This is a genomic window from Kaistia sp. UC242_56, from assembly GCF_044452255.1.
GTDB classification, from domain to species: domain Bacteria; phylum Pseudomonadota; class Alphaproteobacteria; order Rhizobiales; family Kaistiaceae; genus Kaistia; species Kaistia defluvii_A.
Map to the genome: position 1 here is coordinate 1,240,801 of NZ_JBIOAN010000002.1, position 13,526 is coordinate 1,254,326.

General features: G+C 64.5%; 14 protein-coding genes. 1 reads left to right on the forward strand and 13 read right to left on the reverse strand.

Going from position 1 to position 13,526, the window contains the following annotated elements; translation table 11 throughout:
• Window positions 1-136: 136 nt before the first annotated feature.
• From ACHMWQ_RS08520 to ACHMWQ_RS08570, 11 genes are all read right to left on the reverse strand, one after another.
• Window positions 137-1,402, reverse strand: coding sequence for a cysteine desulfurase-like protein (locus ACHMWQ_RS08520; protein WP_396307124.1), 1,266 nt, complete (start codon window positions 1,400-1,402; stop codon window positions 137-139).
• A gap of 32 nt (window positions 1,403-1,434) precedes the next feature.
• Window positions 1,435-1,992, reverse strand: a complete 558-nt coding sequence (locus ACHMWQ_RS08525; RefSeq protein ID WP_396307125.1) for a cyclase family protein — start codon at window positions 1,990-1,992, stop codon at window positions 1,435-1,437.
• A gap of 193 nt (window positions 1,993-2,185) precedes the next feature.
• Entirely contained in the window at window positions 2,186-3,361 is a 1,176-nt protein-coding gene (locus ACHMWQ_RS08530) for an ABC transporter substrate-binding protein (RefSeq protein WP_354552338.1), read from the reverse strand.
• Window positions 3,358-4,407 carry a branched-chain amino acid ABC transporter permease gene (locus ACHMWQ_RS08535; RefSeq protein WP_396307126.1) on the reverse strand — a complete coding sequence of 350 codons (1,050 nt, stop codon included), beginning with the start codon at window positions 4,405-4,407 and terminating at the stop codon, window positions 3,358-3,360. Before ACHMWQ_RS08535 ends, ACHMWQ_RS08530 begins: the two co-directional genes overlap by 4 nt.
• Entirely contained in the window at window positions 4,404-5,276 is an 873-nt protein-coding gene (locus tag ACHMWQ_RS08540; RefSeq protein WP_396307127.1) for a branched-chain amino acid ABC transporter permease, read from the reverse strand. Before ACHMWQ_RS08540 ends, ACHMWQ_RS08535 begins: the two co-directional genes overlap by 4 nt.
• Complete coding sequence (locus ACHMWQ_RS08545; RefSeq protein WP_396307128.1) at window positions 5,273-6,031, reverse strand: ABC transporter ATP-binding protein; 759 nt, start codon at window positions 6,029-6,031, stop codon at window positions 5,273-5,275. Before ACHMWQ_RS08545 ends, ACHMWQ_RS08540 begins: the two co-directional genes overlap by 4 nt.
• Window positions 6,018-6,803, reverse strand: a complete 786-nt coding sequence (locus ACHMWQ_RS08550) for an ABC transporter ATP-binding protein (RefSeq protein ID WP_396307129.1) — start codon at window positions 6,801-6,803, stop codon at window positions 6,018-6,020. The genes ACHMWQ_RS08545 and ACHMWQ_RS08550 overlap by 14 nt, the downstream gene beginning before the upstream one ends.
• Window positions 6,804-7,021: 218 nt before the next feature.
• Window positions 7,022-7,645, reverse strand: a complete 624-nt coding sequence (locus ACHMWQ_RS08555) for an isochorismatase family cysteine hydrolase (RefSeq protein WP_396307130.1) — start codon at window positions 7,643-7,645, stop codon at window positions 7,022-7,024.
• Window positions 7,642-8,433 carry an N-formylglutamate amidohydrolase gene (locus ACHMWQ_RS08560; RefSeq protein WP_396307131.1) on the reverse strand — a complete coding sequence of 264 codons (792 nt, stop codon included), beginning with the start codon at window positions 8,431-8,433 and terminating at the stop codon, window positions 7,642-7,644. The genes ACHMWQ_RS08555 and ACHMWQ_RS08560 overlap by 4 nt, the downstream gene beginning before the upstream one ends.
• 13 nt (window positions 8,434-8,446) lie before the next feature.
• On the reverse strand, window positions 8,447-9,766 hold the full coding sequence (locus tag ACHMWQ_RS08565; protein ID WP_396307132.1) for a glutamine synthetase family protein: 1,320 nt from the start codon (window positions 9,764-9,766) through the stop codon (window positions 8,447-8,449).
• 149 nt (window positions 9,767-9,915) lie between these two features.
• A complete protein-coding gene (locus ACHMWQ_RS08570; RefSeq protein ID WP_396307133.1) occupies window positions 9,916-10,797 on the reverse strand; it encodes a MurR/RpiR family transcriptional regulator in 882 nt (293 codons plus the stop codon).
• Between the two features lie 147 nt (window positions 10,798-10,944).
• Between ACHMWQ_RS08570 and ACHMWQ_RS08575 the strand changes: the two genes are divergently transcribed.
• Window positions 10,945-12,336, forward strand: a complete 1,392-nt coding sequence (locus tag ACHMWQ_RS08575; protein WP_396307134.1) for an aspartate aminotransferase family protein — start codon at window positions 10,945-10,947, stop codon at window positions 12,334-12,336.
• Window positions 12,337-12,421: 85 nt separating this feature from the next.
• Here ACHMWQ_RS08575 and ACHMWQ_RS08580 read toward each other — a convergent pair whose 3' ends face one another.
• Complete coding sequence (locus tag ACHMWQ_RS08580) at window positions 12,422-12,805, reverse strand: DUF983 domain-containing protein (RefSeq protein WP_396307135.1); 384 nt, start codon at window positions 12,803-12,805, stop codon at window positions 12,422-12,424.
• A gap of 466 nt (window positions 12,806-13,271) precedes the next feature.
• Window positions 13,272-13,475 carry a hypothetical protein gene (locus ACHMWQ_RS08585; protein ID WP_396307136.1) on the reverse strand — a complete coding sequence of 68 codons (204 nt, stop codon included), beginning with the start codon at window positions 13,473-13,475 and terminating at the stop codon, window positions 13,272-13,274.
• Window positions 13,476-13,526: the final 51 nt, after the last annotated feature.

Below are 13,526 nucleotides of genomic sequence, written 5' to 3' on the forward strand. Positions count from 1 at the left end.
CTAGCCCGTGTCCTTCGAGACAGCTTTCTCCGAAAGCCTCCTCAGGATGTTGGACATGGCGTGCAGCAGGAGGCCTTTCGATGTTACGCCAAGGTCTCCTGGAGGAGAGGTGCAGGCCGAGCGATGGGGCTGGAAATCACCCCGCCGTCGTCCACTCGCCAAAGTTCTGGATGAAGCGGTCGACCTCGGCGGCCGTGTTGTATTGCGCCAGACCGACGCGGACGACGCCGCCCTTGTCCATCAGGCCCAGCCGGGTGGTAGGCTCTATGCCGTAGTTGTGGCCGTGCCAGAGCGAGATGTTCTTCTTCGCCATCGCCTTGCAGATATCGGCCGGATCGGTGCCTTCATAGGTGAAGGAGACGGTCGGCACGCGGCGCGCCAACGCCTGCTTTTCGGTCAGCCCCTGAATCCTGAGCTTCGGAAAGGATTGCAGCCCGTCGATCAGCCGCGCCGTCAGGATGCGCTCATGGATATCGACAGCGTGCATGCCGGCAACGAAGCGCTCGCGCCGGGACCCGCCTTCGGGGGCGTCACCAAACGTGGTGCCGAGCCATTCGAAGTGTTCGATTGCGCCCAGCACGCCGGCGAGCGACTCGCGGTTGGTCGTGCCGGTTTCGAATTTTCCGGGCGGGATCGTCGACGAGGCGCGCACCTTGTAGGCCTCGAGCCGGTCGAGAACGTCGCGACGGCCCCAGAGCACGCCATGATGCGGTCCGTAGAATTTGTAGGCTGAGCAAACGAGGAAATCGCAGCCGATATCCTGCACGTCGATGATGCCATGCGGCGCGAACTGCACGGCGTCGACATAGACGAGCGCGCCGGCCGCTTTTGCCGCTTTGGTGATGGCCTTCACGTCGTGGATGGTGCCGGTGACGTTCGAAGCATAGCCGATCGCCGCGACCTTGAGCTTGTCGGTGATGACGCTGTCGAGTTGCGTCAGGTCGAACTCGAAGGTCTCTGGATCGAAGTCGATCCAGCGCACGACGAGGCCCTTGTCCTCTGCCAGCATGAGCCACGGCGCGACATTGGCGTCGTGATCCATGCGGGTCAGCAGGATCTCGTCGCCCTCCTTCAGCGTGCGCCCGATGGCGCGCGACATGGAGAAGGTGAGGGTGGTCATGTTCTGGCCGAAGATCACCTCGTGCCAGTCATTCGCGTTGAACAGGTCGCCCATCGCCTTGTGGGCTTCCTGCGCCTGGGCGATGGCGCGCTGCGAGGTGTCGAAATAGCCGCCGAGATTGGCGTTGTCCTCGACCAGCGCCTGCATCATCCGGTCGATGACGCGGCGCGGCACCTGGGTGCCGGCCGGATTGTCGAAGAAGACGGGAGTCGCGTCGCCGCGAGTGGCGATCGCTGGGAATTCCTGGCGAATGGCGTCGATATCCAGGCGCGAACCAGCCATGGCCGCTCCCTCCCTCTTGTTCTTGTTTGGTTTCAGCGATGTATGGCGACGACCCGCGCTGGAAAGCCCGATCCGCCCTTGGCCTTGGGCCAGCTTGCCATGATCAGCGCACCCGTTTCGGGCACCTTGTCGAGATTGTTCATCAGCTCGATCTGCCAGCGGTCGAGCGACAGGACATAATGCTCGAGCGCATAGCTTCCGGCCGAGGTGGCGAGGCCGGGATCGGTATCGATCTGTTCGTGGCCGACGGCCGTGATGCCGCGTTCGGTGAAGAGATGCTCCAGCACCTCGCGGCTCCAGCCGGGCGTGTGCGCGACGCCATCGGCCGAGCGATTGTAGAACCGGTCGGTATCCGGCCAGCGCTTGTACCAGTCGGTGCGAAGCGCGACGAAGCACTTCTCCGGGATGCGGCCGTTGCGGACCTCCCATCGGGCGACGTCGTCGAGGGTCGGCGTGGCGTCGGCATCCGCCGCCACGCGTTCGCTGATGTCGAGAATGACGAGCGGCAGCAGCATCTCCGAGACCGGGATCTGGTCGAGCGTCCGGCCACCTTCGATGAAGTGGACCGGCGGATCGACATGAGTCCCCACTGCCCGGGAATGCTGTAGCGATGGACCTGAAATCCATGGCCCTTGGCAAAATCGAACAGGAGTTCCCGCTCTTCATCCGGGAAAGACGCGAAATGCGGCTGGCCCGGATGGAAGGCGTGGGTGAGGTCCGTGAAGGTCGCACCGGCAAGGCCGGTGCGATGGAGATCCCAGAGGCTGCTGCCGGTCATGGTCCCTACGGCTCCGGAACGAAGGTCGGAGCGGCTTCGCTGGCGAGCGTCAGCTTGCCGTCCTTGACGCCGATGACCGAGACGGACTTGTCCGGAACAGCGACGCCGGGGCGGTAGCTGATCGTGCCGGTGACGCCGGCAAGGCCCTGGGTCGCGGCGATGGCGTCGCGGATCTTGGCAGGCTCGGGCGAACCGGCGCGCTTGATGGCATCGGCCATCAGCTTGGTGGCGTCATAGCCGAGCGCTGCGAAGGAGTTCTCCGGAGCGTGGCCGGTTGCCTTCTGGTAGGCCTCGTTGAAGGCCGCGACCACCGGGCTCGCGCCTTCGCCCATGAAGGCATGGGTGGTGAAGTACGCGTCGTTGGCGGCCGCGCCGCCCACTTCGATCAGCAGCGGCGTGTCGTAGCCGTCGCCACCGACGACCGGCAGGTTGATGCCTGCCTGGCGCAGCTGCTTCAGGATCAGGCCGATTTCCTCGGCATTGGACGAGGCATAAATGAAGGCGGGCTGCTCCGGCAGCGCCTTGATCTTGGCGATCTGGGCGGTGAAGTTCTTGTCGCCGATCTTGTAGGTGTCCTTGCCGAGCAGCTTGCCGCCGCCATGCTCATAGGCCGCGACGAAGTAGTCGGCCAGCAAAGTGGTGTATTCGGAGCCGATGTCGGTCAGCAGGTAGCCGGTCTTGGCGCCCAGCTTGTTGAGCGCGAATTCGGCGCCGACGGCCGCCTGGACGTTGTCGCCGAAGGCGGCGAGGAAGACCTGGTCGCCGAGCTGTGCCGGCAGCTTGGGCGAGGTGGCGCCCGGGGTGATGAACGGGATCTTGGCCTTGTCGACCTGCGGTCCGATCGACAGCACGCTGTCGGAATCGGCGAAGCCGATGATGCCGACGACCTTGTCGCTGTCAATCAGCTGCGAGGCGACGGTCGAGATGACGGTCGCGTCGCTCTTGGAGTCATAGGTGACCAGTTCGAGCGGGCTGCCCAGCACGCCGCCGGCGGCGTTGATCTCGGCCACGGCCAGCTTCGCGCCGTTCAGCATCGGGCCGTCGAGCGAGGCCTGGATGCCGGTCACATTGGCCGGGAAGCCGATCTTGATCGGATCGGCCGCGTAGGCTCCAGCGGTGGAGAAGGCAAAGGCGGCGCCAAGCCCGAGGCCGATGGCCGCCCGTCGTGAGAGCTTCATCATCTGTCTTTTCCCTCTTTATGATTTTGGTTCGCCGATCTTCCGGAGAGACCGAACGTCAGCTCGCGGTCTCCCATGATCCCCTTCGGCCGGAAGATCATGATCAGGATGAACAGGAAGCCGAGCACGATCTGGCTGGCTCCGAACAGAGCAGGCACGGTGATGTCGCCGATCGTGAAGCCGCGTTCGACCGAGCGAAGGAGTTCCGAAAGGATCGACACGCAGATCACGCCGATGATCGCGCCGGAAAGCGAGCCCATGCCGCCGAGAACCAGCATGGCGATGAGGTTCATCGTCATCGCGAAATAGAAGGTGTTGGGCGAGAACGAGCCGAGATAGTGGGCGTAGAGCGAGCCGCCGACCCCGGCGAAGAAGGCGCCGATGACGAAGGCGACCAGACGGGCGCGCAGCACGCTGATGCCGACGGCGCTCGCCGCGATCGTATCGTCGCGCACTGCTTTCATCCGTCGCCCGAAGGGCGAATAGACCAGCCGCGCCAGCACCAGCAGGGTCACCGCCAGCCAGCCCAGCACCCAGGGCAGCGAGGTTGCCAGCGGCACGCCAGTGAAGGTGCGCGCGCCGCGGGTGAAGTCGGAGGCGTTGATCAGGACGACGTTGACGATGATGAGGAAACCCATCGTCGCGACCGAGACGAAATAGCCCGACAGCCGCATCAGCGGATAGCCGACAATGACGGCCAGAAGGGCCGCGAACAAACCCGCCACCAAGGTCGCCGGCAGGAAGGGCAGGCTGAACCAGTTCAGCAGGTCGGGCAGGTGCGGCAGCAGCGCCTTCTTCTGCTGGACCGTCAGCGACAGGATGCCGGCGGCATAGGCGCCGGCCCCGATGAAGCCGACATGGCCGAGCGAGAAGACGCCGGTGAAGCCGTTCGATAGCGACAGCGACAGCACCAGGATGCTGTTGAGCGCGATCAGCAGCAGGATGCGGACGAAGTAGTCGCCGACCATATGCGGGGCACCGAAGGCGACTCCGGCGGCGAGGAGGAGCGCCGCACCCACGGCGATTGGAATACGTGGATCGGCCTTCACAGCTTGATCTCCCGGTTCGGCTGCAGAAGACCGCCCGGCCGGAACAGCAAGAAGGCGATCAGGAGCGCAAAGACGATGGCGTCGCGATAGGGGACGACGGTATCGGGCAGGAACGCGATGATGAAGATCTCCAACGCCCCCAGCATGTAGCCGCCGAGCAGTGCGCCCGAGATCGAGCCGAAGCCGCCGATGATGGCCGCGACGAAGGCCTTGAGCAGCGGCGTGAAGCCCATCTGCGGCTGGACGACGCCCGCCTGGGCCGCCCAGAGCACGCCGGCAAGGCCCGCATAGGCCGAGGCGACGATGAAGGCGACGACGATCACCTTGTTGACGTTGAGGCCGACCAACTGGGCCGCCTGCATGTCCTCGGCTGCCGCCCGCATGCCGAGGCCGATCGTGGTCTTGGTGATGAACCAGCCGAGCCCGATCAGCGAGACGAAGGTGAGCAGCACCGTCAGAACGTTGATGTTGGTGAAGGTGATCGCACCGCCGGAAAGCTGCCATGAGCTGTTCAGGATGTCGGGCAGCGGGAAATTGCGCGGCGACGAGGTGAACAGCAGGATGCCGAGGTTTTCCAGGATGTAGGTGACCGCGAGGCTGGTCAGCAATCGCGTTACGTCCGGCGCGTTGCGGATCGGCCGATAGGCGATGCGCTCGATCAGGAAGCCGGCGATGGCGGAGGCGGCGATGCCGCAGATCATAGCCGGCACGAAGGGCATGCCGAGGCCGATCAGCAGAACCGTTGTGAACGCGCCGACCATCATGACGTCGCCATGGGCGAAGTTGGTCAGCTTGAGCACGCCAAACACGATGGAGAGGCCGACCGCCACGAGGGCATAGAGGCTGCCCAGGCTGACGGCGTTGATCACCTGCTGGAGGATGTATTCAAGCTGGCTGATTCCGCCGCCCCCAGATAGGCCTGAGCCACGCGGTCATCGACCCGCAGTTCGGAGGCGATGCCAGACAGCGCGACCTTGCCGGTGCGCAAGACATAGGCGCGGTCGGCGAGTTCGAGCGCCAGCGCGATGTTCTGTTCGACCAGCAGCATGGTCATGCCCTGCCGCTTCAGTTCTGCCAGCGCGTCGAAGATGTGGCGCACCAGCAGCGGCGCGACGCCCAGCGACGGCTCGTCGAGAAGCAGCAGCCGCGGCGCCGCCATCAGGGCGCGGGCGAGCGCCAATTGCTGTTGCTCGCCGCCCGAAAGCGTTCCGGCGAGCTGGCGCCAGCGCTCGCGCAGGATCGGGAACAGCACGAACATCTTTTCCGTGTCCCGGGCGACCCCTTCGGGATCGGAGCGCGTGCAGGCGCCGAGCCGCAGGTTTTCCGCGACCGACAGGCCGCCGAACAGGCGCCGGCCCTCGGGGCTGTGGGCGATGCCGAGGCGGACGATCTGCGGTGCGCTGCGCTTGTTGATCACCGTGCCGGCAAAGGTAACCGTGCCGGATTTCGCCCGCGCGAGGCCGGAGATGCTGCGCAATGTCGTGCTCTTGCCGGCGCCATTGGCTCCGACCAGCGCGATCACCTCGCCCTCATAGACGTCGAGCGAAACGCCCTTCAGCGCGCGGACGGCGCCGAAATTCACTTCGAGATTATCGACGCGCAGTAGCGGATCAGCTGTGGCCAAGATACGCCTCCCGCACGCGAGGATGGTTGCGGACTTCTTCCGGCGTACCGACGCAGATGACCTCGCCGGTGGCGAGCACCTGGATGCGTTCGCAGAGCCCCATGATCAGATCCATGTCGTGCTCGACCACGACGACGGCGACGCCGTAGCGGTCGCGGATCGTACGGATCAGCCCGGCAAGCACCTTGGTTTCGTTGGAGTCCAGGCCGGCGGCCGGCTCGTCGAGCAGCAGCAGTTCCGGCTTCGTTGCCAGCGCTCGGGCGATCTCGAGCCGGCGCTGGTCGCCATAGGGCAGGTCGGCGGCGAGACGGTTGGCTTGGTCCGACAGCCCCATCAGGTCGAGCAGTTCGGTCGCCACCGCCTCGGCGGCAGCGACGCGGCGCTGATATAGCGGTCCGCGCACGATCGAGGCGATCGGCCCCACCGGCTGGCGCAACTGCGCGGCGGCCAGCACGTTTTCGCGCACCGTCAGTGTGCCGAACAGGCGCGAACCCTGGAAGGTGCGGGCTATGCCGAGCGCCACGATGCGCGAGGTGCGCATGCCGACGATCGAGCGGCCCTTGAACTCGATCTGTCCGGAGTTCGGCTGCGAAAAGCCAGTGATCAGGTTGAAAAAGGTGCTCTTGCCCGAACCATTGGGGCCGATGACCCCGACGATCTCGCGGGCTCGGAGCGTGATGGTCTGGTCGCGCAAGGCGACGAGACCCCGAAAGGCCTTGGTCAGCCCCGTAGTCCTGAGCAGGATCTGCTCATCCGATTTGCCGTCACGCAATGCCAAACTCGACCCCTCAAGAGATATCAGCGCAGTTCACGATGCTTGCAGAAAAGCGTCAAATATTTCCGCAGCGTCTTCCCGATGCCAGATAAATTCCGGTCTATGTTTATTGTTGCGGAACAAAGACTTGCGTCTATTTGGCATTCAATGTTCCGTCCGTCGTCCTGTCAAGTGATCGCGATCCGATTCATTCAAATTCCGATCAAATCCGTCTTTCAGGTCTTGGCGTTCAGTTCCCCAATCAGTGTTGCCGTATCGGCCAGCCGGCAATAGCCCTTGAAGGCGGCGAGCGCCCCGTCATGCCGTTCGCGGCTGTCTGTGGTGCAGGCATCGACTGGGCAGATCATGCGGAATCCCCGGTCGGCGCCGTCGCGAACCGTGTGGTCGACGCATTGGTCAGTCAGAAAGCCTGTGACGATGACGGTGTCGATGCCGATATTGCGCATCAGATATTCGAAGATCGTCGAGTTGAAGAGGCTCGAGGACGTCTTCGGCAGGATGATTTCGTCGTCGCACGGCTTCAGCGCGTCGATGACGCGGGTCTCCGGCGATCCCGGCGCGAAATGGAAGTTGGTCTGCTTGTAGTCGAGGCTGCGGTCGCGGCCGTCGCGCGTCAGGCTCTCGATCACGGTGAAGACGATCTCGGCCCCCGCCGCGCGGCCGGCTGCGAGAAGGCGCGCCATGTTGGGCACGGCGGTGTCGCGGGCGCTCTGGAAAAAATAGGGGCGGGCGGCTTCGGCCCCGGGATGGAAGATGCCGTCCTGGGTATCGATTAAGAGGATCGCCGTCCGGTTCGCCTCGACAGGCGACAGTCGGGCGAGGGGCGGCGGACGTGTCATGCTGCGGACACCGTGAAATCGCGGTGTGCAACGGGAAGCACGCGGCCAAGGCGCGCGGCCCATTCTTCCTGTCCTGCGGTCTCGCCGATCAGATCCTGGCGGATCTCGAACTCGACATAGGGAAGACCCCGCTCCTCACCGTGAACGGGGATCGAATAGTCCTTTACCAGATCGACCGAGTAGGGCTCATTGCTGCCGATGACGAGGCCGGCTTCCTGGCCGAGCGCCTCCAGCACCGAAATGGTGAAGCGCTTGTCATTGCCGTAGCAAAGGCCGATCTGCCAGGGCCGCTGGAACGGTCTCGCCCGAAGCGACGGCGTGAATGAATGCATCGAGACGAGGATGGTCGGCAGGCCGGCGGCGGCCCGGCGGTCCAGGATCGCCACGATCTGGCGGTGATAGGGTGCGGCGATTTCGTCGAGCCGTTGTGCGCGCTGGTCCGGCGAGAGATCGGCATTGGCCGGCACGATCGTGCCATCCGAGACCAGCGCGATGCTGTCCGGCGACGTGACGCGGCGGTTGCATTCGACGACCAGGCGCGAATAGCGCTGGAAGACCAGCGAGGCGCCAAGCTGTTCGGCGAGACGCTCGGACACGCCGAGAATGCCGATATCGATGCCGATATGCCGGTCGAGTTCGGCCTGCGGCAGCCCCAGCCCGCGCAGGGTCTTGGGCACGGCATTGCCGGCGTGGTCGCAGATCAGCACGAAGGGCGAGGCATCGCCCCGGTCGATGAGGCCGACCGGTTCGGGATCCTCCGGGCCAAGCAGCGTGCGCGGGGTTTGCAAGGCTTCGCTCATCTCAATAGGCCCGCGCATAGATGCGGCAGAGCTCGTCGATCTCGATGCCTTCGGCCATCGCGATCTCTCCGCGCTTGTGCATCAGATAGGCCTTGGAAAGCACCGGCCCGAGCCAGCCCATGGCGACACTGTCCTGCTCCAGCGCGTCGAGCGCTTCCGGCAGGGTGCGCGGCAGATCGCCAATGCCGCGCTCATCGCGCTCGGCCTGCGAAAGCGTGCCGGGGTCGCCGCTGGAAAGATAGGGCGCCGGAAGCTTCTCGCGGATGCCGGCAAGGCCGGCATGCACCAGCATGGCGAGTTGCAGATACGGGCTGGCCGTGGCGTCGGCGCCGCGGAACTCGATGTTGTAGCGCTTGGCGACGTTGACGCCATCGACCTCGGGATAGGGGCAGATGCGCAGCAACGCCTCTCGGTCGCGGTCGGCGAGGTTGAGGTAATAGGCGGCCCAGGAATGGGGCTTCAGCCGTTCATAGGAGACGACACTCGGCGCGGCGATGGCGCAGATCGCTCGGCCATGCTTCAGGATGCCGGCGCAGAACGAGGCGCCGATGGCGCTCAGCTTGCCGGGGGCTTCCGCGTCATAGGCGACCGGGTTGCCGTCGCGATCGACCAGGCTGAAATGGATATGCACGCCATTGCCGACGATGCCGCGCGTGACGACCGGCGAGAAGGAGAGGTGATAGCCATGCTTCTTCGCGACCGAGCGGCCGATTTCGCGCAGCTTGACCGCCTCGTCGGCGGCTGTCAGCGCCAGCGCCGGATCGACCGTGATCTCGTATTGCTTCGGGCCATATTCCGGCAGGAAGGTATCGGGCTGCAGCCCGTTGGCGCGCAGCGCACCGACATAATCGCCGATGAACGGCTCGAGGCCGCGCAGCGTGCTGGCAGCATAGGCATCGCCCGGCCGCTCTTCGCCGCCGTCGAGCCAGAATTCGTGTTCGAAGCTGGCGAGAACGCGCAGGCCGGTCTCGGCCTCCAGCTGGTCGAGCGCGTTCTTCAGGAAGCCGCGCAGGCAGCCATCCCAGCGTTCACCGGACAGGGTGAGAATGTCGCCCAGTACGATGCGCTCGACCGGCGTGCCGTCGCCATAGTCGAGCGTGATGTCGCCCTCGGGGCTCGGCACCAGCATCAGGTCGCCCTGGGCGCCGAAAGGCGTCGCCGGAATGCGTCCGAAGCAGTTGATCATGATGTTGGTTGGCGTCCAACCCACGCCAAACCGGCGCCGATTCTCAAGTTCGCGGGCCGGAAAGCCCTTGCCACGAACCTGCCCAGCGATGTCGCTGCAGCAGACTGTGACGATCGTTTCACGCTCGATCGCCATTCTTCCCCCGGAAATCCCTCAATCGCAGGCTGCCGTGGCGCGTTGTGGACCGCGTCTCTCTCGGCAGCCCCTGACGCTAGCATGCGTGACGAAAATTTTACAAGACGCGCAAATAGGCAGTGAAGCTGTAATTTTTCGCACGGCTGCGATCAGGGAATGAGCTTGCTCCGCACCTGCTCGATCGCCTCGAACCGGGAGCGTCCGATCGGCCACTGTCGGGCGTCGATCGAGAGTGCCAGCGTTTCGACGAGGGCGATCAGGCCGATCAGGCTGTCCCAGGGCGAGGGCAGGTCCACCTGGGCGCGGATGACGATGTCGGCGACCTGGGCGACGTCGGACATCCAGCGATCGGTGAACAGCGCTACGACGGCGCCGCGTTCCTTGGCGATCTCGGCGGTGCGGATGGTGTCGAGCTGATAGCGGCGGATGTCGAACAGGATCACGACGTCGCGCTTGCGGATATCGGCCAGTTCGTCGGCGCGGCGGGGAAGCGACTGTGAGAACAGCCGCACGCGGCTGCGCATCTTGCGCAGGTGGAATTCGAGGTGCCGGGCGGCCGGATCGGTGAAATCGCCGCCCAGCAGGAAGATCTCCCGCCTTTCGTCGATCAGGAGGTCGGTCAATTTCTCCATGTCGGCCTGGCTCACCATGGCGAGCGAGTTCTCCACCGTGGTGACGAGGCTGCGGGTGAAAGCAGAGAAGGCCGTCGACGTGCCGTCGGCATGCGGCCGCGTGAGCGGGTATTCGGCCTGGGCCTCCATCTCCTCGCGCAGCGCGCGGCGGAAGTCGGCATAGCCTGCAAATCCCAGCTTGGCGACAAAACGCAGGATCGTCGGCGCGCTGACCTTGGCGCGCTCGGCGAAGAGTGCGACAGTTTCCATGCCCGTCGTGGGATAGCGGGCCAGAAGCGCCCGCGCCGCCCGCCTTTCCGCCTCGCTCAACGAGGCCATGCTGGCGGTGACGCGATCGGCGAGGGTCGGCTTGCTCGTGCGCTGGGATGGCCCGTCGGTCGGCTCCGCCTCGTCGTTCATGTCACTCCCCCTCTCCGCGATGGAATTATTCGATAACATTCTGGCAGTACCTTCCCAGAACCGTAATCCCTATTACACTCGTCTCGCACAAACATTGGCTTCACCGGATGGCCGCCGGGGCATCCGGCCAGGCTTCGAAGGACCGATATGTCAGAACAGCCGACGCTCTCGCACAATGAACTCCACGCCTGGGACCGGGATCATTTCTTCCATCCCTCGACCCACATGGCGCAGCATGCGCGTGGCGACACGCCGAACCGCATCATCGCCGGCGGCGAGGGCGTCTACATCACCGATATTGACGGCAAACGCAGCCTGGATGCCTTTGCCGGCCTCTATTGCGTGAATGTCGGCTATGGCCGCACCAAGATCAGCGACGCGATCGCCCATCAGGCGTCGCAGCTTCCCTATTATCACGCCTATGTCGGCCACGCCTCGGAGCCGTCGATCCGGCTCGCCAAGATGGTGATCGACCGGGCGCCCGATCACATGAGCCGGGTCTTCTTCGGCCTATCCGGCTCCGACGCCAACGAGACCAACATCAAGCTGGTCTGGTACATCAACAACGTGCTCGGCCGGCCGGAAAAGAAGAAGATCATCTCGCGCTGGCGTGGCTATCACGGCTCCGGCGTCATGACCGGCAGCCTGACGGGCCTCGCCGCCTTCCACAATCTGTTCGACCTGCCGCGCGCGCCGGTGCTGCATACCGAGGCGCCGTATTTCTACCGCCGCCAGGATCGCAGCCTGACCGAGGAGCAGTTCTCGCAATTCTGCGCCGACAAGCTTGAAGAGATGATCCTGGCCGAAGGCCCGGAGACGATCGCTGCCTTCATCGGCGAACCGGTGCTGGGCACGGGCGGCATCGTGCCGCCGCCGGCCGGCTACTGGCCCAGGATCCAGGCCATTCTCGACAAGTACGACATCATCCTGATTGCCGATGAAGTGGTCACGGCATTCGGCCGACTTGGCTCGATGTTCGGCTCCGATCACTATGGTATGAAGCCGGACCTGATCACCATCGCCAAGGGCCTGACCTCGGCCTATGCGCCGCTTTCCGGCGTCATCGTCTCGGAGAAGCTCTGGCGCATCCTCGAGCAGGGCTCCGACACGTTCGGTCCGATCGGCCATGGCTGGACCTACTCGTCGCATCCGCTCTGCACGGCGGCGGGCGTCGCCAATCTCGAGGTGGTCGATGAACTCGACCTCGTCAACAATGCCCGCGAGGTCGGCGCCTATTTCCGCCAGTCGCTGGCCGATGCCGTCGGTGGCCACAGAAACGTCGGCGATGTTCGCGGCGAGGGGCTGCTTGCCTCGGTCGAGTTCGTTCGGGATCGCGACGACCGCGTGTTCTTCGACGCTTCCGAGAAAGTCGGCCCGCGCATCTCGGCCGCGCTGCTGGGTCAGGGCGTGATCGGCCGTGCCATGCCGCAGGGCGATATCCTCGGCTTCGCGCCGCCGCTCTGCCTGACGCGCGAGGAGGCGGACGTGGTCGTCGCCGCGACGGTCAAGGCCATCGACGAAGTCGCCGCCACGCTCTAAGGCGCCGCGCCGCCGAACGGCAAAAGAAAAAAGGCCCGGCCATCCGCGATGGCCGGGCCTTTCTTCATATCGCTGAAAGCCGCGGTTACTCGTCGGCCTTGTGCAGCTTGCCCTCTTCGGCCCGATGCAGATATTGCGAGCAGACCAGCCACCCCTTGATCGGCCTGAGCAGCAGCAAGGTCGGCAGCAACAGCAGCGGCAACGTTGTGAATACGTGCACCCAGAGCGGGGCCGCGAACTTGACCTGCAGCCACAGCGCGAAGATCACGGCCGGAATCGCACCGATCAGCTGCGCGAAGAAGGCGGGACCGTCGGCCGGATCGGCGAAGGAGAAGTCGAGACCGCAGACCTCGCATTTCGGCGCCATCTTCAGCCAGCCGCTGAAGATGTGGCCCGACTGGCATCGCGGGCAGCGGCCGGAAACGCCGAGCTTGAAGGCCAGGCGATAGGGAGACTCGGTTTCGCTCATGGGGCGATCCTTCGGTGCGTATTCGGCCGCCTTGCCCGAAAGAGGGCAAGGTCTTGCCTGCGGAAAGACCTTACCGGCACAAGCGGAACCAGAATGCCCGCTCGCAATGCCTGTCTTTCGATCTCAGTGCGCAAAATCTAGCCGCTTTTCTTGCGGCGAACGAGGCGACGAAATGTAGCCGGCAACATTTGTCGCAGCCTGCGGCTGTTTCGGTGCTCGAATGCTCGCGGAGACTGGTGAATCGCACCGCTGCGCAGTCGGGTTCTGTCGGGCCGCTCCGGCTTCTCGGGAGCAATTTCGGCTGGCCATGCAGCCGCTGCATTCAGCCGCTCATCTTAAGTCCGCAGATTGCGGATGAAGTCGAGTATATCAAAAAATAAAGACGCGGTCCGGAATGCCGAACCACGTCTTTGGAATTTCGCCGGGAAAGGATTGGCGTGGTCTTGCCAACGCCAGCTGGCCTATTTCAGGGCTCGATCTCGTCCTCGTCTTCGAGAGCGTCCTCGTCGATTTCCTCCTCAGGCATGTCGACGGCATCGCGCATAGGCCGACCGTCAGTGTCGATTAGCGCATCGAGAAAGGCCTGGTTGGCCCGATCATCGATCTCAGGGACAGCATGCTCGCCGCGGCCGGGCGTCAGCGGATCGGGGAAAGGCTTCTTCGGATCCATATCGGTCTCCTTGATCGAGGACTGGATTTTCGGACAGCATCAACAGTTCAG

Coding starts and splice junctions, on each gene's coding strand:
- ACHMWQ_RS08580 (WP_396307135.1), bottom strand. CDS start 12,805: ATGAGCGAAACCGAGTCTCCCTATCGCCTGGCCTTCAAGCTCGGCGTT.
- ACHMWQ_RS08585 (WP_396307136.1), bottom strand. CDS start 13,475: ATGGATCCGAAGAAGCCTTTCCCCGATCCGCTGACGCCCGGCCGCGGC.
- ACHMWQ_RS08575 (WP_396307134.1), top strand. CDS start 10,945: ATGTCAGAACAGCCGACGCTCTCGCACAATGAACTCCACGCCTGGGAC.
- ACHMWQ_RS08570 (WP_396307133.1), bottom strand. CDS start 10,797: ATGAACGACGAGGCGGAGCCGACCGACGGGCCATCCCAGCGCACGAGC.
- ACHMWQ_RS08520 (WP_396307124.1), bottom strand. CDS start 1,402: ATGGCTGGTTCGCGCCTGGATATCGACGCCATTCGCCAGGAATTCCCA.
- ACHMWQ_RS08565 (WP_396307132.1), bottom strand. CDS start 9,766: ATGGCGATCGAGCGTGAAACGATCGTCACAGTCTGCTGCAGCGACATC.
- ACHMWQ_RS08555 (WP_396307130.1), bottom strand. CDS start 7,645: ATGACACGTCCGCCGCCCCTCGCCCGACTGTCGCCTGTCGAGGCGAAC.
- ACHMWQ_RS08530 (WP_354552338.1), bottom strand. CDS start 3,361: ATGATGAAGCTCTCACGACGGGCGGCCATCGGCCTCGGGCTTGGCGCC.